The following is a 17,690-nucleotide window of genomic DNA, read 5'->3' on the forward strand; positions in this document are numbered from 1 at the left end:
GGGGCACGCGCGGCCAGAATGGCGGTCGAGAGCCGACGGCAGTGCATGGACGTGTTCCCCGTACGCACGCGCGGCCGGAGTCCCAGGGGCTTCGCACGGGGCGCGTCGAACGGGCCCCGCCCCCGCACGGATACTGGACCCCATGACCCGCCTGATCCTCGCCACCCGCAACGCCGGAAAGATCACCGAACTCAGGGCGATCCTCGCCGACGCGGGCCTCCCGCACGACCTCGTCGGCGCGGACGCCTACCCCGAGATCCCCGACGTCAAGGAAACCGGCGTCACCTTCGCCGAGAACGCCCTGCTCAAGGCCCACGCCCTCGCCCAGGCCACCGGACTCCCGGCCGTCGCCGACGACTCCGGCCTCTGCGTGGACGTCCTGGGCGGCGCCCCCGGCATCTTCTCGGCCCGCTGGGCGGGCCGCCACGGCGACGACCAGGCCAACCTGACGCTGCTCCTGGCCCAGCTCGGCGACATCGACACCCCCCACCGGGGCGCCCACTTCGCCTGCGCCGCCGCCCTGGCCCTCCCGGACGGCACCGAGCGCGTGGTCGAGGGACAGCTCAGGGGCACCCTCCGGTACACCCCCTCCGGCACCAACGGCTTCGGCTACGACCCGATCCTCCAGCCCGAGGGCGAGACCCGCACCTGCGCGGAACTGACCCCCGCCGAGAAGAACACCATCAGCCACCGCGGCAAGGCCTTCCGGGCCCTGGTGCCGGTGGTGCGGGAGTTGCTGGGCTAGCACCCCGCCGCAGAACCCGAAAGGCCCGGTCCGCGCCTGGGACCGGGCCTTGATCGTGTCTCTGTGCGGTCGGTGGGACTCGAACCCACACGGGATTTCTCCCACGGGCACCTAAAACCCGCGCGTATAGCCTATTTCGCCACGACCGCAACAAAACGGACATTCGGCCTTCCGGTGCCGCTTCGTGTCGTTCAGTGTACGGGGGAGCCCGCGGGCGCTGCGGTGGGACCGTGTTTCCGGCGGCACCATGTTGCCGTCAGCGCATGGCAGTTCGGGCACAGATACCTCAGGTTCTCGATGCGGTTGTCCAGCCAGTCGCCGTTGATGTGGTCGATCTGGAGCGTGATGGGCCGTCCCAGCCACTCGCCGTGGTTGCCGCACGTGGTGCACCGGTAGGGGACACCCGCTTCGCGGAGGGCGCCGTGCAGCCGGGCGCGGTTGGGGCGTGCCGAGCCGACGGGAAGGATCACCAGGACCCGTTCCGCAGCGGGCGGGCGGCGGTCCGGCTTCTCGGCGGCCCAGGAGCGCCGCACGAAATGGCTCCTGTCCAGGCCGAGTTGGGCAGCGGCCCGGCGTACCCGTCTGTGGTTGGTGTCGTTCACCTCCAGGCCGAGCGCGCGCATGGTGTCGGCGTAGCTCGTGGCCCCTGCCACGGCGGTGCGCAGCGCGTCCTCGGGGATCGCGGTGCGGGCGTGGCGGAAGTGGGAGGTGTCGATGTCCCGCTCCCGGAACATCCGTCCCAGCGCCGCCCGCGACCGGCCGTCGTCGGGCACCCCGAGGATCTCTGCCGCCCCCCGCACGCTCCGGGCGGACGCGGCCGCACCGCGCAGTTCGTCCTCGGTGAAGGGGAGGTCCGGGTGCGGGCGGTCGATGCCGGGGAAGTGGCCGATGTCGATGCCCGCCGCCGCGATACGGCGCCGGATGTGCGCGAGGGTGCCGGTGGCGGGCGTGGCGCCGAGTTCCAGGGCGACCTCGCGCAGGGTCGTGGAGGAGGCGGCGGCCGTGGCGATCGCGTCGTCCGGGTATCTGCGCCAGGGGCTGGACCGGGTGAAATGGCCGGTGTCGATCCCGTGGGCTTCGACCCGCTGCTGAAGGACGCGTCGCTGTCCGCCGCTCACCCGGAGGCCCAGCCGGCGCATCAGATCGTTCCAGGTGCGGGACTGGGCCACGGCCTCCGCCAGGTTGTCCCGTTCGTAGCCGCCGCGCGTCATCACGCCCCCGCCTCCCGGTCGTACGTTCGCCCTCTCGTACGAACCAACGAACCGCCGATCCGACAGTCACGCCCGGGCAGCGGTGGCCCAGGGGTCGACGGCGGCGGCCCGCGCCGGAGGGGGTCCGGGGCGGGCCGCTGAGGGGGGGAGCCGGGGTTCAGATGGACAGGTCCTTGATGATCTTGGCTACGTGCCCCGTCGCCTTCACGTTGTACAGGGCGCGCTCCACCCTGCCCTCCTCGTCCACGATCACCGTGGAGCGGATGACGCCGACGACGGTCTTGCCGTACAGCTTCTTCTCGCCGAAGGCGCCGTAGGCCTCCAGTACCTTCTTGTCCGGGTCGGCGAGCAGGGTGACCTTCAGGTCCTCCTTCTCGCGGAACTTCGCCAGCTTCTCCGGCTTGTCGGGCGAGACGCCGATGACGTCGTAGCCGGCGCCCGCCAGCAGCTGGAGGTTGTCGGTGAAGTCGCAGGCCTGCTTGGTGCAGCCCGGGGTGAGCGCCGCGGGGTAGAAGTACACGATGACCTTGCGGCCCTTGTGGTCGGACAGGGAGACCTCGTTGCCGTCGGCGTCCGGCAGGGTGAAGGCGGGGGCGGTGTCTCCGGGCTGAAGTCGCTCGCTCATCGTCGTTACCTCACGGGCTGGGGGTGGTTACCCGACGAGCCTAATCCGCCGCGGGACCGCTCCGGAGGGGTGCCGATGGGTGCGTTCGGCGCGGAGCTGACAGACTGTCGACCACAGATGCAGGAATTGCGCGGAACACGTCGCAAACGACCACGGAGGATGCGCGGTGGCGGACACGTCGAGCACACCGGACACCAGGACTCCGGCGCAGATCGAGGCGGACATCAAGCGCCGCCGCGAAACGCTGGCCGAGACGCTCGACGAGATCGGCGTCCGGGTGCACCCGAAGACGATCGTCGGGGACGCGAAGGCCAAGGTCGTCTCCCATGTCGACCACACCCTCGGCCGGGCCTACGTCGGCGCCAACCGGGTCGTCGGCGAGGTGAAGGGCCGACTGGTCGCCGAGGACGGGACGCCTCGCCTGGAGCGCATCGTGCCCGTCGCCCTCGTGGTGGTGGGGGTCGTGGGCCTGTTCGCCGTCGGTTCCCGGCGGCGCAAGCGCTGACCCGGCCGCGCGTCAGGCCGTCGGAGACAGGTAGGTTCGGGGCGTGAGCGAGAAGACCCAGCACGACAAGTTGCCCATCCGGATGCTGCACGACCGTGTGCTGGTGCGGCAGGACGCCGCCGAGGGCGAGCGCCGTTCCGGCGGCGGCATCCTGATCCCCGCGACGGCGGCCGTCGGACGGCGTCTCGCCTGGGCCGAGGTCGTCGCGGTCGGGCAGAACGTGCGGACCGTCGAGCCGGGCGACCGGGTGCTGTTCGACCCGGAGGACCGGGCCGAGGTCGAGGTGCGCGGAACCGCGTACGTCCTGATGCGGGAACGCGATCTGCACGCCGTGGCCGCCGACCGCTTCGAGGGGTCGGAGGACTCCACCGGGCTCTATCTGTAGGCCTGGGCGCGCGGCGGACGACAGGAGTCAAGAGGGGCTGGTGACCATCGTCACCAGCCTCTTTTGCCGTGCCTTTGCTACGTTGGACGGGCCCGCCAGGGCCCCGACGAGACGCGCCGTACCGGGACCGCAAAGACGACGCACCCCCTGTTGATCACGAACGCGATCACCGAACACGGAGGTGCCCCATGGCCTGGGTCCTGCTCGTCCTCGCCGGTCTGCTGGAGGTCGGCTGGTCGGTCGGCATGAAGTCCACCGACGGTTTCACCCGCCTCTGGCCGAGCCTGGCCACCGGCGCGGGCATCGTCGCCAGCATGCTGCTGCTCTCGTACGCCGCGAGGTCCCTGCCCATCGGTACGGCCTACGGCGTCTGGGTGGGCATCGGCGCGGCCGGGGCGGCGGTGCTGGGCATGACCGTGCTCGGTGAGCCCGCGACCCCCGCCCGGATCTTCTTCGTCGGACTGCTGCTGGTGGCGGTGGTGGGGCTGAAGGCGACCTCGGGCCACTGAGCCCGGCCGCCCCCGCTCACCCCGCCCCGCTCACCGGGGGCTCAGAAGCCCACGCCTCCCGCCGGGCCGCCCGGCCCGGTCGCCCCGCCGTCGCCGGTGGCGCCGCCCGCTCCGGTGGTGCCTCCGTCGCCGGGGGTGCCGCCCGCGCCCGCGGTGCCGCCCGCGCCGGTCGTGCCCCCGGCCCCGGTGGCGCCGCCGTTGTCCGTGGCCCCGCCCGCGCCGGTGGCACCGCCGTTGTCCGTGGTGCCGTCGGTCCCCGCGGTGCCGCCGGGCCCGGTCGGGCTGCCGGTGCCGGTGCTGCCGCCGGTGGTCTGCCCCTGGGTCTGGCCCTGGTCCTGGCCCTCGGTGCCGCCGCCGGTCGTGCCGCCGTCGTCCGGGGTGCCGGGGGTGCCCGACTGCTGGTCCGTGGGGCCCGTGGAGGGGGCCAGGGTCTCGTCCGAGCCCGCCTGGGCCTGGAGGTCGAAGTCCTGGACCGGCTTGCCCCGCAGCGCCTTCTTCGTGAACTGCGCCCAGATCTGGGCGGGCGCGCCGCCGCCGTTGATGCGGTCGAGGCCCATCGCGCCGTACAGCGGCTTGTGGGCGGCCGTGACGGGGTCCTGTCCCATCACGGAGATGACCGTGGAGAGGTCGGGCGTGAAGCCCGCGAACCAGGCCGCCGTGTCCTCCTCCGCGGTGCCGGTCTTGCCCGCGGCGGGGCGGCCCGCGGCGAGCGCGCTGGTCGCGGTGCCGTTCTGGACGACGCTCTGGAGGACGGCGGTCGTGGTGTCGGCGGCCTCGCGGCTGACGGCCTGGACGGTCTTCCGCTCGGGCAGCCCGGCCACCTCCTGGCCGTCCTTGGTGACCTTGTCGATCAGCGTGTAGGTGCCGTGCCGGCCGTGGTTGGCGAGGGTCGCGTAGGCCTCGGCCATGTCCAGGACGCTGGCGGTGGACGTGCCGAGGGCGATGGACGGGTAGGGGTTGAGGTCCTTGGTGGTGGCGGGGATGCCGAGGTCGACCGCGGTCTGCTTGACCTTCGAGGGGCCGACGTCCACGGCCATCTGGGCGTACACCGAGTTGACCGACTTGTCGGTGGCCTCGCGCACGGTGATGTTGCCGTAGGAGTGGCCGTCCTCGTTCTCGGGGGCGTAGCTGCCGCCGGGCCAGCCCTGGACGGGACGCTTGTCGGTGCCGTCGTAGACCGCGTTGGCCGTGATGGTGCGGCCGTCCTGGGTGCGGGAGCCGTTCTCCACCGCGGAGGTGAACACGAAGGGCTTGAAGGTGGAGCCGACCTGGAAGTCGCCGCGGGTGGCGTTGTTGGTGTACTGCTTCACGTAGTCGATGCCGCCGTACATCGCGACGACCTTGCCGGTGCGGGGGTCGACGGAGGCTCCGCCCGCGCGGACATACGAGTCGACCTTGCGGTTCTTCGGGTCCAGCTTGGCCATCAGCTGCTCGTTCACCGCGTCCACGAAGGCGTCCTGCTTGCTCTTCTGGAGCGTGGTGGTGATGCGGTACCCACCGGCGGCGAGTTCGTCGGCGTCGACGACCTTGTTCTCGAAGAGGTAGTCCTTGATCGCGTCGACCAGGTAGCCGCGCTGGCCGGACAGGCCGGTGGAGGCGGTGGCCTCCTTGGGCATCGGGAACTTCATCCCGGCGCGCTGGGAGGCGCTGAGCCAGCCCTTCTTGACCATGCCGTCGAGGACGTAGTTCCAACGGGCCTCGGCCGCGCCCTTGTTCTCTGGGTGCGCGACGACGTCGAACTCGCTGGGCGCGTTGAGCAGCGCGGCGAGGTAGGCGCCCTTGGCCGGGTCGAGGTCCTTGGCGTCGACGCCGTAGTAGGCGTGGGCGGCGGCCTGGATGCCGTAGGCGTTGCGGCCGAAGAAGCTGGTGTTGAGGTAGCCCTCCAGGATGTCGTCCTTGGTCTTCTCCCGGTCGAGCTTGATCGAGATGAAGAACTCCTTCACCTTGCGGGTGACGGTCTGCTCCTGGCCCAGGTAGTAGTTCTTGACGTACTGCTGGGTGATCGTGGAGCCGGACTGCTTGCCCTTGCCGGTGGCGGTGTTCCACCCGGCGCGGATCATGGCCGCGGGGTCGACGGCGTCCTCGGTGTAGAAGTCGCGGTCCTCGGCGGCCAGTACGGAGTGCTGGGCGTCCTTGGAGATCTGGCCGAGCCCGACGTTCTCGCGGTTGACCTGTCCGTCGCGGGCGATCTCGGTGCCATCGGCGTAGAGGTAGACATTGCTCTGCTTGGTCGCCAGCGCATTGGCCGGCGGGATCTTGACCATGGAGTAGCCCAGGGCGAACAGGCCGGTCAGCAGCAGGATCCCGATGACGCAGGTGCCGAGCACCAGCCGCCAGGAGGGGATCAGCCGACGCCATCCCGTGCGGCGGGTCCGCTGCGCCTTCCCGCCCGGGCCCGCCTGCGGGCCCGGCAGCGCGGACTGCTGGCCCGGTACCGCGGGTCGTGGCGGTGTCGTGGACGCCCCGCCCTTGCTGCTCTGCTGCGGCTGCGGCTCGTCGCTCATTGTGCTGCCGGACTCCCGTTTCGCGTCGTACGTTCCCGTACGCCCTCATACGCCATGTGCGCCCCCTGATGAAGACTGTCGCACCGGTGGTTCCGTTCCCGGCACTCGGGGACCGCCGTCACGGAAAAACGTGTGGTACGCCACTTCGCCCGCGCGCTAGGCTCCTGCGCTTCGCTCCGGCACGCGTCGAAGGAGGTGCTCCGTGGGGGCAGGGCGGTTGTACGCCACTGTCGCCGCCGGTGGTTTCCGGCGGTACGCGACCTACCGGACCGCGACCGCGGCGGGGGTGTTCACCAACACAGTCTTCGGATTGATCTTGGCATACCCTTACCTGGCCCTGTGGCACGAACGTCCCCATCTCGGGGGGTACGACAGCGCGCAGGCGTTGACGTACGTATGGGTCGGGCAGGCGCTGCTGATGACCGTCGCGGCGATGGGCGGCGGTTTCGAGGAGGAGCTGGCCGAGCGCATCCGTACCGGCGACATCGCGATCGATCTCCACCGGCCCGCCGATCTCCAGCTGTGGTGGCTGGCCGTGGATCTGGGCAGGGCCCTCTTCCACCTGCTGGCGCGGGGCGTGCTCCCGCTGGCCGTCGGCGCCTTCGTCTTCCCGCTCGCCCTGCCCGGGCGCCCGCTGGTCTGGGCGGCCTTCCTGGTCGCGGTCGTGCTGGGCACGGTGGTCAGCTTCGCGATCCGCTTCCTGGTGGCGCTCGGCGCGTTCTGGCTGATGGACGGGGCGGGCGTGGCGCAGATCTCGTGGATCACGGCCACCTTCTGCTCGGGGATGCTGCTGCCGCTGAACGTCTTCCCGGGTGGTCTCGGCGAGGTCGTACGCGCCCTGCCCTGGGCGTCGTTGATCCAGGCGCCCGCGGATGTGCTGCTGGGCACGGCAGACCCGTGGGCCGTCTTCGCCCGCCAGCTCGCCTGGGCCGCGGTCCTGCTGACGGCCGGCCGACTCCTCCAGACCGCGGCGACGCGCCGGGTGGTGGTGCAGGGTGGCTGACGAGGCGTACGGGGAGCGGTATGGAGAGCGCTACGGGGAGGCGTACGGGGAGCGCTACGGGGAGGCGTACGAGGGGGTCGGCAAGGGGAGCGGTGAGGAGAGTCGCGCGGGGATCGTTGAGGAGAGCGGCGAGGGGGCCCGCGCGGGGGCCCGTGGCCGGGCCGGGGGGCGCCTGGTGGGTCGGGTGCGCGGGGTGCACCGGGCGTGCTGGGTGCGCCGGGCGAGCTGGGTGCGCCGGGTGCGCCGGGTGCGCGAAGGGCTGCGCGCCTACCGGCTGATCGCCGCGATGTGGATCCGCTCCACCATGGCCTACCGCGCCTCCTTCGCGATGACCACGCTCGGCAGCTTCCTGGCGACCGTGCTGGACTTCGTGACGATCCTGCTGATGTTCTCCCGGGTCGACACCCTCGGCGGGTACCGGCTGCCCGAGGTCGCCTTCCTCTACGGCCTGGCGGCGACCGCGTTCGGGCTCGCGGACCTGGCGCTCGGCTCCATGGAGCGGCTGGGGCGGCGGGTGCGCGACGGCACGCTGGACACCCTGCTGGTGCGGCCCGCGCCGGTCCTGGCGCAGGTCGCCGCGGACCGCTTCGCGCTGCGCAGGCTCGGCCGGGTCGCCCAGGGGGCAGCCGTCCTCGGGTACGCGCTGTCCGCGCTCGACATCGCGTGGACCCCGCTGAAGGCGGCGCTGATCCCGTTGACGCTGCTCAGCGGCGGTCTGATCTTCGGCGCGGTGTTCGTGGCGGGCGCGGCCTTCCAGTTCGTCGCCCAGGACGCCTCCGAGGTGCAGAACTCCTTCACCTACGGCGGCCAGACACTGCTCCAGTACCCGCCGACCGTCTTCGCGAAGGAACTGGTGCGCGGGGTGACCTTCGTCCTGCCGCTCGCCTTCGTCGACTGGCTGCCCGCGCTCTACGTCCTCGGGCGGCCCTATCCGCTGGACCTGCCGTCCTGGCTCGCCTTCGCCCCGCCGCTGGTGGCCGCGGGCTGCTGTGCGGCGGCGGGGCTGGCGTGGCGCGCGGGGCTGCGGTCGTACCGGAGCACGGGGAGTTGAGGGACGGCGAGGAAGGAGCGGGTGACATGGCCGGAGCGAGGGCGGACGGAGATTTCATGGCAGGCGGGGACCCCGCGGCGGACAGGAACTCCGCGGCGGACAGGGATTTCGTTGCGGAGGGGGACTCCGTTGCGGAGGGGGACTCCGTGACGGAGGGAGACTCCGTGACGGAGGGAGACTCCGTGGCGGAGGGCGGCTTCATCGAACTGGACCGGGTGGAGAAGGTCTTCTCCGTGCGCCGACGGACCGGTTTCCTGCGGAGCGAGCGGCGGCAGGTGCGGGCCGTCGACGGGCTGTCCTTCTCCGTGGCGCGCGGTGAGATGGTCGGCTACATCGGGCCCAACGGGGCCGGGAAGTCCACCACCGTCAAGATGCTGACCGGGATCCTCACCCCGAGCGGAGGGCGGCTGCGGGTCGCCGGTATCGACCCCTCCCGGGAACGGGTCCGGCTCGCCCGGCGCATCGGGGTGGTGTTCGGGCAGCGGACGACGCTGTGGTGGGACCTGCCGCTGATCGACTCGTACCGGCTGATGCACCGGATGTACCGCATCCCGGACGGGCGGTACCGGGAGAACCTGGACCGCCTGGTCGAACTGCTGGAACTGGGCGACCTGTTGGACAGGCCGGTACGGCAGCTGTCGCTGGGGCAGCGGATGCGCGGCGACATCGCGGCGGCGCTGCTGCACGACCCCGAGGTGCTCTACCTCGACGAACCGACCATCGGCCTCGACGTGGTCTCCAAGGCCAAGGTCCGCGCGTTCCTGCGGGAGCTGAACGCCGGACGCGGCACGACGGTGCTGCTGACCACGCACGACCTCCAGGACATCGAGCAGTTGTGCTCCCGGGTGATGGTCATCGACCACGGGCGGCTGGTGTACGACGGCTCCCCGGCCGCTCTGCACGAGGCCGGCGGCGGCGAACGCACCCTGGTGGTCGACCTGGAGCGCGAGCTGCCGCCGATCGAGGCGCCGCCCGCGCGGGTGGTGCGTGTCGAGGGGCCCCGGCAGTGGCTCGCCTTCCCGGCGTCCCGGTCGGCGGCCCCGCTGGTGGCGCGGATCGCGGCGGAATACCCCCTGGTGGACCTGTCGGTGCGGGAGCCGGACATCGAGGCGGTGATCTCACGGATGTACGCGGGCCGGGCTTCGGCGTAGTCCGGCGCCCCCGGAACTCGTAGGCTGAGAGCCATGACCGACGCTGTGTCTTCCGGGGGACGTGACGAGCAGCGGCTGACGCCGCGGGACTCCGGCTCCCCCGCACTGGATCTCCGTGCCTCCGACGCCGACCGTGAACGGGTCGCCGAGGTCCTCCGGGACGCGCTCGCCGAGGGCCGCCTCGACATGGAGGAGTTCGAGGAGCGGCTGGAGGCGACCTATCAGGCGCGCACCTACGGCGAACTGGCGCCGATCACCCGGGACCTGCCCGCCGCGGGCGCCGGGGCCCCGCCGGTGTCCCTGGTCAAGGAGCCGGTCGTCGCCGAGGGCTGGCGGGACCGGGTCGTCGGCGGCGAGGGCTCGTCCTCGTGGGCCGTCGCCGTCATGTCCGGCTTCCAGCGCAAGGGCCGCTGGACGATGCCCAAGCGGTTCAACTGCTTCGCCTTCTGGGGCGGCGGCGAGATCGACCTGCGCGAGGCGAACTTCGCGGACCGCGAGGTGCAGATCAACTGCGTGGCGATCATGGGCGGGATGAATGTGATCGTGCCGCCCGGCGTCGAGGTCGTGGTGCGCGGCATCGGGATCATGGGCGGCTTCGACCACCGCGAGGAGGGCGCGCCGGGGGACCCCGGCGCACCGCGGGTGGTCATCAGCGGCTTCGCCTTCTGGGGCGGCGTCGGCGTGGAGCGCAAACTGACCCGGGCCGACCGGCAGCGGCTGAAGGAGGAGCGGCGCCAGGAGAAGCTGGACCGCAAGGCCGCCCGCAGGGAACTGGACGGCTCCGGCTCCCGGCAGGGCCTGGGCGGCCTGGAGAGCCTGCTCGACGCCCGCGACGCCCTGGTCAACCACCGCGATCTGTTCCGCGAGCAGCGCGAGGAACTCCGCGACCGGCACGAGGAACTCCGGGAACTGCACCGCGAACGGCACGAGGAGCGCCGGGAGTTGCAGCGGGAGCGCCGGGACGCCCGCCGCGAGGAGCGGGACCGGCGGCGCCACCGGGAGCACTGACCGCTGCCCGGCGCACGGCCGCCGTGCTCACAGCCGGGCGGGCGCCGCGCCCTTCAGCGAGGCCAGGTCGAAGACCTCCGCCATCCTGGCGAAGCCCCGGTCACCGGGGTGGAGATGGTCGCCGGAGTCGTAGTCGGCGCGCAGCCGTCGCGGGTCGTACGGGTCGCGCAGCGCCGCGTCGAAGTCCACGACCGCGTCGTACACCGTGCCCGAACGGATCTGCGCGTTGACGGCCTGCCGTACCTTCTCGCGGTCGGGCCGGTAGCCGCGGTGGCCCTCGAAGGGCATCAGCGTGGCCCCGACCACCTTCAGCCCGCGGGCGTGCGCCCGGCTGACGAGGGTGCGCAGGCCCGCCGTGATCCGGTCGGGGTCGGCCCGGCCGGGGGTGCGCAGGATGTCGTTGACGCCGAGGTCGACGATGACGGCCCGGACGTTCGTACGGCCCAGCACATCGCGGTCGAGGCGGCTGAGGCCGCTCGGATTCTCGACGGGCAGGCCAAGGCTGCCGTCGGGCAGTACCCGGTTTCCGTTGATCCCCTGGTTGACCACGCTGTACCGCGGCACGCCGCCGGAGCCCGCCGCCCGGCGCAGCCGCTCGGCGAGGACGTCCGTCCAGCGGTGGTTCGCGCCGATGGTGGAGGTGACGCCGTCGGTGATCGAGTCGCCGAGGGCGACCACGGTCCCGGCCGCCTCGTTACTGAACACATCGAGCGCGGTCAGATAGCGCCAGGACGGGGTCCGCTCGGTGTACGCGGTGCCGCTCGGGTCCTCCGTGCGGTCGCCGCGCGCGGCGTAGGAGATCTGGCGGGCGTGGCGGTGGAAGGTCACCGGGCCCGAGGAGGTGGGGGAGTACGTGGTGACGAGCAGGTCGGAGTCGTGCGGGACCGCCGTGCGGACGGCGTCGCTGACCACCTGCTGTCCGGCGGGCACCACGACCGAGGGGGCGCCGCCGAAGGTCACCCGCCGCATGGTGCCGGGTGCGGCGGCCGGGCCGTTCGCCGAGGCGACGGCGACCGAGGCGTGTGTGATGGCCAGCGGACGGTGCCCGTAGAGATTGGACAGCGTGATACGGGCACTCGTACCGCCGACATCGGTGTGCACGACATTGCGTACGGACCGTCCTGCCGTCCCCTTCGCCGCGGTGCCGGGTTCGGCGCCGGAGGGCGAGGCCGACCAGGTGCCCACCCAGGTGCCCCCCGAGGCGGGGGCGGCGGAGCCCGGCGCGCCGGGGCGACGGGCCCCGTGGTCGCCGCCGTCATCGGCTGCGACGCCGAAGTAGATGGCGGCGGACAGGGCCACGATCACGGTGATGATCGCGGACAGCAGGGCATAACCGTGGCGCCTGGTCATGCAGCGTGGTTCTCCTCGGACGACGGGAGCACGGGGGCTCGGCGGTTCAGCTCGGCAGGTGATCGCTTCATGATGCGCCATACGGCGGGAAGAAGCGGAAGGGGCCCCTAGAGGAACCCTGACAAGACCCTGAAAAGCCCCGGAGACCTCACCGCGCGGGGAGGTACCGGGAACTCCCTCTCCGTTCCAGGAGTAGGTCAGGAAGGGACAATGGGCTACGGAGGACACGATCGGGTGGAGCGGATGGAACGCACACAACCGGATGAACCGGCAACCGACGGTGCCGCGGGCACCGGACGGACGGCGGGTGCTGGCCGGCCCACGGGCGCCGGACCGGCTGCCGGTGCAGGATCGGCTGCCGGTGCCGGTGCCGGTGCCGGTGCCGGACGGCCCACGGGCTCCGGGCAGCCTGCCGGGACCGGGGCGAACCCGGGGCGCCCGGCACCTGCCGAAGCCGGAAGGGGCGCCCCGCCCCGGACCGGTGTCGCGCCCGGGACCGGCGTGCCGTCCGGGACCGGTGTTCCGCCCGGCCCCGGTGTCCCCAGCCGGGCGATGAACTCCTTCAGCCCCGCCGACGAGGAGAAGCGGCGCGGCGTGCGCCGGATGAAGAGCACGGCGACCGGTCTGCTGCTCCTCGTCGCCCTGGTGTACGTCCTCGCCACCTGGGCCCGGCACTCGGGCGCGGGCCCCTGGGCCGGATATGTGGCGGCCGCCGCCGAGGCCGGTATGGTCGGCGCGCTCGCCGACTGGTTCGCGGTCACCGCGCTCTTCCGGCACCCGCTCGGCCTGCCCATCCCGCACACGGCGATCATCCCGAACAAGAAGGACCAGCTCGGCGTCTCGCTGGGCGAGTTCGTCGGCGAGAACTTCCTCTCGCAGGAGGTCGTACGGCAGCGGCTGCGCGCGGTCGGCATCAGCAGCCGCCTGGGTGCCTGGCTCGCCCGGCCGGAGAACGCCGACCGGGTGACCGCCGAGCTGGCCACGGCGCTGCGCGGAGCCCTGACCGTGCTGCGCGACTCCGACGTCCAGGCGGTGGTGGGTGAGGCGATCACCCGGCGCGCCGACGCCCAGGAGATAGCGCCCGGCCTCGGCAAGATGCTGGAGCGGGTGGTCGCGGACGGCGGCCACCGGCGGATCGTCGACCTCGTCTGCGTACGCGCCCACGACTGGCTGGTGCTCCACGACGACCAGGTCATGGCCGCCGTGCAGGGCGGCGCCCCCGGCTGGACCCCCCGGTTCGTCGACAAGAAGGTCGGCGAGCGCGTCTACAAGGAGCTGCTGCGCTTCGTCACCGAGACGCGGGACTCGCCCACGCACCCGGCGCGCGGCGCCCTCGACCGCTTCCTCGCCGACTTCGCCTCCGACCTCCAGTCCGACACCGACACCCGCGCCCGGGTGGAGCGGCTCAAGGGCGAGGTGCTGGGCCGCGGTGAGGTCCAGGACCTGATCGCCTCGGCCTGGACCGCCGTACGATCCATGATCGTCTCCGCCGCGCAGGACGAGCGGAGCGAGCTGCGGGTACGGGTGCGGGCCTCGCTGCTGTCGCTGGGCGCCCGGATGGCGAACGACCCGAAGACCCAGGCCAAGGTGGACCGCTGGGTGGAGGGCGCGGCGGTGCATGTCGTGACGTCGTACCGCACGGAGATCACCTCACTGATCACGGACACGGTCGCGGGCTGGGACGCCCGGCACACCACCCGGAAGATCGAGGCGCACATCGGCCGGGACCTCCAGTTCATCCGGATCAACGGCACGGTGGTCGGCTCGCTCGCGGGACTGCTGATCTACACGCTGTCCCGGCTGCTCGGCGCGTGAGCACCGCCCGCGCGGGCCCGGGGCCGGTCACGCGGAGTGGCCGGGGCGTAAGGCGCTGGTGAGCGGGCACTCGGGCCTCGTGCGGCGTCAGCCGGCGTCACAAGGAGGCAGCCATGTCCCTCACCGCGCCCCAGCCCGGCACGGTCACCACCGCGATTCCCGCCCGACTCGATCGTCTGCCCTGGTCGCGCTGGCACTGGACGATCGTGATCGGACTCGGGACGGTCTGGATCCTCGACGGTCTTGAGGTCACGGTCGTCGGCAACATCGCCAGTCGGCTGTCGGAGCCCGGCAGCGGGCTGGCGATCAGCTCCGGGCAGGTCACCGGCCTCGCCGCGGCCCTGTATGTGGCGGGCGCCTGCTTCGGCGCCCTCTTCTGGGGCCGCCTCACCGACCGCTACGGCCGCAAGAAGCTCTTCATGATCACCCTCGCGGTCTATCTCGCGGCCACCGCCCTGACGGCGGTCTCCTTCCAGCCCTGGTGGTTCTTCCTGTTCCGCTTCTTCACCGGTTTCGGCATCGGCGGGGAGTACGCGGCCATCAACTCCGCGATCGACGAACTGATCCCGGCGTACTACCGCGGCCGGGTCGACCTGGTCATCAACGGAAGCTTCTGGGTGGGCGCGGTCGGCGGCTCCCTGCTGTCGATCGTCGCGCTGAACACGGGTCTGCTGCCGAAGGACGTGGGCTGGCGGCTGACCTTCGCCCTGGGCGTCGTCCTCGGTCTGGTCATCCTGCTGGTGCGGCGGCATGTTCCCGAGAGTCCGCGCTGGCTGCTGATCCACGGCAGGGAGCGGGAGGCGGAAGAGGTGGTGTCCGCCATCGAGGCGCAGGTCGAACAGGAGAAGGGCGAACCGCTGCCCCGGCCGGAGACCGAGATCACCATCCACCAGCGCAAGAGCATCGGCTTCCTGGAGATAGCCCGTACGGTCCTCTCCCAGTACCGCAAGCGCGCCGCCCTCGGTTTCTCGCTCTTCATCGGCCAGGCGTTCCTGTACAACGCCATCACGTTCGGCTTCGGTGCGATCCTCACCAAGTTCTTCAACGTTCCGGCCGATCACACCGGCTACTACTTCGCCGTCATCGCGGTCGGCAACTTCTTCGGCCCGCTGCTGCTCGGCAAGCTCTTCGACACCGTCGGCCGCCGGGTGATGATCTCCTCGACCTATCTGCTGTCCGGGCTGCTCCTCTTCGCCACGGCCTGGCTCTTCGGCCGCGGCTCGCTGACCGCGACCACGCTGACCGCCTGCTGGTGCGTGGTGCTGTTCTTCGCCTCGGCGGGCGCCTCCAGCGCCTATCTGACGGTCTCCGAGGTGTTCCCGATGGAGACCAGGGCCATGTCCATCGCCTTCTTCTACGCCATCGGCACCGCTGCGGGCGGCATCAGCGGGCCCCTGCTGTTCGCGGACCTCACCAACACCGGCAAGGTCGGCGACACGGTCCTCGCCTTCCAGGTCGGCGCGGCCCTGATGTGCGCGGCGGGCGTGGTCGCGGCCCTGCTGGCGGTGCGCGCGGAGCGCCGCTCGCTGGAGGACATCGCCCTGCCGCTGACCGCGGTGGCGGCCGACCCGGCGGGCGCCAGGGCGACACCGTAGGCACCCTGAAGCCTTCCCCGCGGGGGCTCCGGTCCTCCCCCGCGGGAGCCCTCAGGCCCTGTGACGGGGCTCAGGCCCCCGTGGTGGACCCGGGGCGCACGATCATCAGTACGGTGACGGCTGCCCACAGAAGGTTGAAGATCCCCGTCACCATGGCGAGCCGAACGGTGGCCCGGGCCGCGGCGGTCCCCTCACCGGCCTTCTCACCGACGCCCTCACCGACCCGCTCACTCACCCCGTCGATGACCGCCTGCTGCCAGGGCAGTACCAGGGCGGCGAGGACGACCGCGGCGAGCGCGGTCAGCACGATCGACACGATCAGCCAGGTGTCCCCGAGCACTCCCATGGCCCGCGCGGTGGCGAACCCGAACGCCGGGACGACGACGCCGACGACGGCGTAGACCCGGCAGATCCGGTGGAGCAGCCCGAGGTGGTGCCGGTCCTCCCCGCCCCTGGCGAGCGCCTTGCGCGCGGTGGGCGGAAACAGGCTCGCGGCAACGGTCACGGGCCCGACGGCCACAATCGCGGCAAGGACATGGACGGCGAGAAGGAACTTGGTCACGGACCGACGCTAGGCGCCCGGACCGACCCGGGCGAGCGGCAAAACTGCCACCTCCCAACAGATTCCCGCCACCCGCTGAAAGCCCCATTCCCCGCGCATCCACCCGCTCCCGGGGCGATGCGTCCCCCTTGGCGCGAACCAGTCACCCCCCTACCCTCTGGCCATGCACACCGTCGCGGTCCTGGCCCTCGACCAGGTGATCCCCTTCGATCTGTCGTCCCCGATCGAGGTCTTCTCGCGCACCCGGCTGCCCGACGGGCGCCCGGCGTACCGGGTGCGGGTCTGCGCGCCGCAGGAGGAGGTGGACGCGGGGGTGTTCCGGATCCGGGCCGCGTACGGGCTGGAGGCGCTGGCGGAGGCCGACACGATCATCCTGCCGGGCACGGCGGCCCCGACCCTGCCGCTGCCCGCGGGCGTGCGGGAGGCCCTGTGCGCGGCCGCCGCGACCGGGACCCGTATCGCGTCGGTCTGCGTGGGTGCCTTTGTGCTCGCCGCGACGGGCCTGCTGGACGGGCGGCGGGCGACCACGCACTGGCGCGCGGCCCCCCTGCTCGCCGAATGCCACCCGGAGGTGACGGTCGACCCGGATGTGCTCTACGTCGACGAGGGGCAGTTCCTGACCTCGGCGGGCGCGGCCGCGGCTCTCGATCTCTGTCTGCACATGATCCGCAAGGACCATGGCTCCGCGGTCGCGGCGGACGCCGCCCGGCTGTCGGTGATGCCCCTCGAACGGGAGGGCGGCCAGGCCCAGTTCATCGTCCACACCCGTCCCCCCGCGCCCGCCGGGAACACCCTGGAGCCGCTGCTGCGCTGGCTGGAGGAGAACGCGGGCCGCGACCTCACCCTGGACGACATCGCCGCCCGGGCCGGCCTGAGCACCCGCACCCTGAACCGCCGCTTCCGCGAACAGACCGGTACGACACCCTTGCAGTGGCTGCACCGGGCCCGCGTCCGGCACGCCCAGTACCTCCTGGAGACCACCTCGTACCCGGTCGAACGCATCGCCGCCCAGGCCGGTTTCGGCTCCCCGACCGCCTTCCGGGACCGCTTCAGACGAGTGGTCGGCACCAGCCCGTACGCCTACCGCAGAGCCTTCCGGGGAGAACGGCCGACGAACCCCCGAACACCCACCGGCACAGCACCGCAGCACCCGACCACGGTCTGAACGTCCTGCCGCCACAGCGGCGTGGCGGCAGCCCGCCCGCTCAGACCGAGGACCCACCCCGCCGGTCCGCCACGGCCCAGGACGCCAGGGCGACGGCACCCGTCACCCCGAACACCGCGGGCCAGGCGCCCACCTTCTTGGCCAGCGGGTGGGACCCGGCGAAGGCGGCGACATACGCGGCGGTCAACGCCCCGGCCGCGGGGCCCCCGGCCTGCCGCCGCCAGCGCTGGGCGGCCGTGGCCCCCGCCACCGCGAGGACGGCCCCGCCGAGCTGCCGCCTCCCGCTCCAGCGGGCGACTCCATACCCGCCGACCAGCCCACTCGCGGCCACCAGAGCCGTCGGAACCTTCGCCATGCTGCCCGCCGCCTTCTCGTCGTACGACTGTGCAACCGGTCCGTCCGGCGCGGACGAATCTAACTCCTCTCCCTCCGCGCCGAGGGGACCGGGGCGGCACGGGCCCCCGGCCGGACAGCCGTCCGTCGGGCCCGCCCCGCAGATGGCGGAA

At 72.3% G+C, this 17,690-nt stretch carries 17 protein-coding genes, 1 tRNA gene and 1 riboswitch; of the genes, 11 read left to right on the top strand and 7 right to left on the bottom strand.

Annotated features, from left to right (window positions below; all coding sequences use genetic code 11):
* Positions 1–142 precede the first annotated feature (142 nt).
* Entirely contained in the window at positions 143–745 is a 603-nt protein-coding gene (gene rdgB, locus ACIHAA_RS06350) for an RdgB/HAM1 family non-canonical purine NTP pyrophosphatase (protein ID WP_399813826.1), read from the top strand.
* 64 nt (positions 746–809) lie between these two features.
* Here the strand turns inward: rdgB and ACIHAA_RS06355 are convergent.
* The 3 genes from ACIHAA_RS06355 to bcp all read right to left on the bottom strand — a co-directional run bounded on the left by ACIHAA_RS06355 (position 810) and on the right by bcp (position 2,581).
* A tRNA-Leu gene (locus tag ACIHAA_RS06355) sits at positions 810–894 on the bottom strand.
* 42 nt (positions 895–936) lie between these two features.
* The gene (locus ACIHAA_RS06360; protein WP_399814503.1) at positions 937–1,956 is read right to left on the bottom strand and encodes an HNH endonuclease; all 1,020 of its coding nucleotides are present in this window, start codon (positions 1,954–1,956) and stop codon (positions 937–939) included.
* A gap of 157 nt (positions 1,957–2,113) precedes the next feature.
* Positions 2,114–2,581: a thioredoxin-dependent thiol peroxidase gene (gene bcp / locus ACIHAA_RS06365; RefSeq protein WP_399813827.1), complete on the bottom strand. Its 468-nt coding sequence runs from the start codon at positions 2,579–2,581 to the stop codon at positions 2,114–2,116.
* A gap of 166 nt (positions 2,582–2,747) precedes the next feature.
* On the opposite strand from bcp, the gene ACIHAA_RS06370 reads away from it, so the two are divergent.
* The 3 genes from ACIHAA_RS06370 (at position 2,748) to ACIHAA_RS06380 (ending at position 3,980) form a co-directional block, all read left to right on the top strand.
* Positions 2,748–3,086, top strand: coding sequence for a DUF3618 domain-containing protein (locus ACIHAA_RS06370; protein ID WP_399813829.1), 339 nt, complete (start codon positions 2,748–2,750; stop codon positions 3,084–3,086).
* 43 nt (positions 3,087–3,129) lie between these two features.
* On the top strand, positions 3,130–3,471 hold the full coding sequence (locus tag ACIHAA_RS06375; RefSeq protein WP_399813831.1) for a GroES family chaperonin: 342 nt from the start codon (positions 3,130–3,132) through the stop codon (positions 3,469–3,471).
* Positions 3,472–3,556: 85 nt separating this feature from the next.
* Positions 3,557–3,616: riboswitch (guanidine-III (ykkC-III) riboswitch) on the top strand.
* A gap of 43 nt (positions 3,617–3,659) precedes the next feature.
* On the top strand, positions 3,660–3,980 hold the full coding sequence (locus ACIHAA_RS06380; protein ID WP_399813833.1) for a DMT family transporter: 321 nt from the start codon (positions 3,660–3,662) through the stop codon (positions 3,978–3,980).
* 41 nt (positions 3,981–4,021) lie between these two features.
* Here ACIHAA_RS06380 and ACIHAA_RS06385 read toward each other — a convergent pair whose 3' ends face one another.
* Positions 4,022–6,484: a transglycosylase domain-containing protein gene (locus ACIHAA_RS06385; protein WP_399813834.1), complete on the bottom strand. Its 2,463-nt coding sequence runs from the start codon at positions 6,482–6,484 to the stop codon at positions 4,022–4,024.
* A 202-nt stretch (positions 6,485–6,686) separates the two neighbouring features.
* On the opposite strand from ACIHAA_RS06385, the gene ACIHAA_RS06390 reads away from it, so the two are divergent.
* The 4 genes from ACIHAA_RS06390 to ACIHAA_RS06405 all read left to right on the top strand — a co-directional run bounded on the left by ACIHAA_RS06390 (position 6,687) and on the right by ACIHAA_RS06405 (position 10,697).
* Positions 6,687–7,487 carry an ABC transporter permease gene (locus tag ACIHAA_RS06390; RefSeq protein ID WP_399813836.1) on the top strand — a complete coding sequence of 267 codons (801 nt, stop codon included), beginning with the start codon at positions 6,687–6,689 and terminating at the stop codon, positions 7,485–7,487.
* 184 nt (positions 7,488–7,671) lie between these two features.
* Complete coding sequence (locus ACIHAA_RS06395) at positions 7,672–8,538, top strand: ABC transporter permease (RefSeq protein WP_399814504.1); 867 nt, start codon at positions 7,672–7,674, stop codon at positions 8,536–8,538.
* Between the two features lie 182 nt (positions 8,539–8,720).
* Complete coding sequence (locus tag ACIHAA_RS06400; RefSeq protein WP_399814506.1) at positions 8,721–9,689, top strand: ATP-binding cassette domain-containing protein; 969 nt, start codon at positions 8,721–8,723, stop codon at positions 9,687–9,689.
* Positions 9,690–9,722: 33 nt separating this feature from the next.
* Positions 9,723–10,697 carry a DUF1707 domain-containing protein gene (locus ACIHAA_RS06405; protein ID WP_399813838.1) on the top strand — a complete coding sequence of 325 codons (975 nt, stop codon included), beginning with the start codon at positions 9,723–9,725 and terminating at the stop codon, positions 10,695–10,697.
* Between the two features lie 27 nt (positions 10,698–10,724).
* Here ACIHAA_RS06405 and ACIHAA_RS06410 read toward each other — a convergent pair whose 3' ends face one another.
* Positions 10,725–12,047, bottom strand: a complete 1,323-nt coding sequence (locus ACIHAA_RS06410) for an SGNH/GDSL hydrolase family protein (protein WP_399813839.1) — start codon at positions 12,045–12,047, stop codon at positions 10,725–10,727.
* Positions 12,048–12,599: 552 nt separating this feature from the next.
* Here ACIHAA_RS06410 and ACIHAA_RS06415 point away from each other — a divergent pair.
* Together ACIHAA_RS06415 and ACIHAA_RS06420 are read left to right on the top strand one after the other, a co-directional pair.
* Entirely contained in the window at positions 12,600–13,862 is a 1,263-nt protein-coding gene (locus ACIHAA_RS06415) for a DUF445 domain-containing protein (protein ID WP_399813840.1), read from the top strand.
* Positions 13,863–13,975: 113 nt separating this feature from the next.
* Positions 13,976–15,457, top strand: coding sequence for an MFS transporter (locus tag ACIHAA_RS06420; protein ID WP_399813842.1), 1,482 nt, complete (start codon positions 13,976–13,978; stop codon positions 15,455–15,457).
* Positions 15,458–15,527: 70 nt separating this feature from the next.
* Here ACIHAA_RS06420 and ACIHAA_RS06425 read toward each other — a convergent pair whose 3' ends face one another.
* On the bottom strand, positions 15,528–16,019 hold the full coding sequence (locus tag ACIHAA_RS06425; RefSeq protein WP_399813843.1) for a hypothetical protein: 492 nt from the start codon (positions 16,017–16,019) through the stop codon (positions 15,528–15,530).
* 163 nt (positions 16,020–16,182) lie between these two features.
* Here ACIHAA_RS06425 and ACIHAA_RS06430 point away from each other — a divergent pair, with 163 nt between their 5' ends.
* Positions 16,183–17,184: a GlxA family transcriptional regulator gene (locus ACIHAA_RS06430; protein WP_399813844.1), complete on the top strand. Its 1,002-nt coding sequence runs from the start codon at positions 16,183–16,185 to the stop codon at positions 17,182–17,184.
* Positions 17,185–17,224: 40 nt separating this feature from the next.
* On the opposite strand, the gene ACIHAA_RS06435 is transcribed toward ACIHAA_RS06430, so the two are convergent.
* Complete coding sequence (locus tag ACIHAA_RS06435; RefSeq protein WP_399813846.1) at positions 17,225–17,539, bottom strand: hypothetical protein; 315 nt, start codon at positions 17,537–17,539, stop codon at positions 17,225–17,227.
* Positions 17,540–17,690: the final 151 nt, after the last annotated feature.

It is taken from the genome of Streptomyces sp. NPDC052040, from assembly GCF_044548405.1.
Taxonomy (GTDB): Bacteria; Actinomycetota; Actinomycetes; order Streptomycetales; family Streptomycetaceae; genus Streptomyces.

Excerpts from the sequence above, each read along its gene's own strand:
- ACIHAA_RS06420 (WP_399813842.1), top strand. The coding sequence starts at position 13,976 with ATGTCCCTCACCGCGCCCCAGCCCGGCACGGTCACCACCGCGATTCCC.
- ACIHAA_RS06405 (WP_399813838.1), top strand. The coding sequence starts at position 9,723 with ATGACCGACGCTGTGTCTTCCGGGGGACGTGACGAGCAGCGGCTGACG.
- ACIHAA_RS06430 (WP_399813844.1), top strand. The coding sequence starts at position 16,183 with ATGCACACCGTCGCGGTCCTGGCCCTCGACCAGGTGATCCCCTTCGAT.
- ACIHAA_RS06360 (WP_399814503.1), bottom strand. The coding sequence starts at position 1,956 with ATGACGCGCGGCGGCTACGAACGGGACAACCTGGCGGAGGCCGTGGCC.
- ACIHAA_RS06415 (WP_399813840.1), top strand. The coding sequence starts at position 12,600 with ATGAACTCCTTCAGCCCCGCCGACGAGGAGAAGCGGCGCGGCGTGCGC.
- rdgB (WP_399813826.1), top strand. The coding sequence starts at position 143 with ATGACCCGCCTGATCCTCGCCACCCGCAACGCCGGAAAGATCACCGAA.
- ACIHAA_RS06380 (WP_399813833.1), top strand. The coding sequence starts at position 3,660 with ATGGCCTGGGTCCTGCTCGTCCTCGCCGGTCTGCTGGAGGTCGGCTGG.
- ACIHAA_RS06410 (WP_399813839.1), bottom strand. The coding sequence starts at position 12,047 with ATGACCAGGCGCCACGGTTATGCCCTGCTGTCCGCGATCATCACCGTG.
- ACIHAA_RS06435 (WP_399813846.1), bottom strand. The coding sequence starts at position 17,539 with ATGGCGAAGGTTCCGACGGCTCTGGTGGCCGCGAGTGGGCTGGTCGGC.
- ACIHAA_RS06385 (WP_399813834.1), bottom strand. The coding sequence starts at position 6,484 with ATGAGCGACGAGCCGCAGCCGCAGCAGAGCAGCAAGGGCGGGGCGTCC.
- bcp (WP_399813827.1), bottom strand. The coding sequence starts at position 2,581 with ATGAGCGAGCGACTTCAGCCCGGAGACACCGCCCCCGCCTTCACCCTG.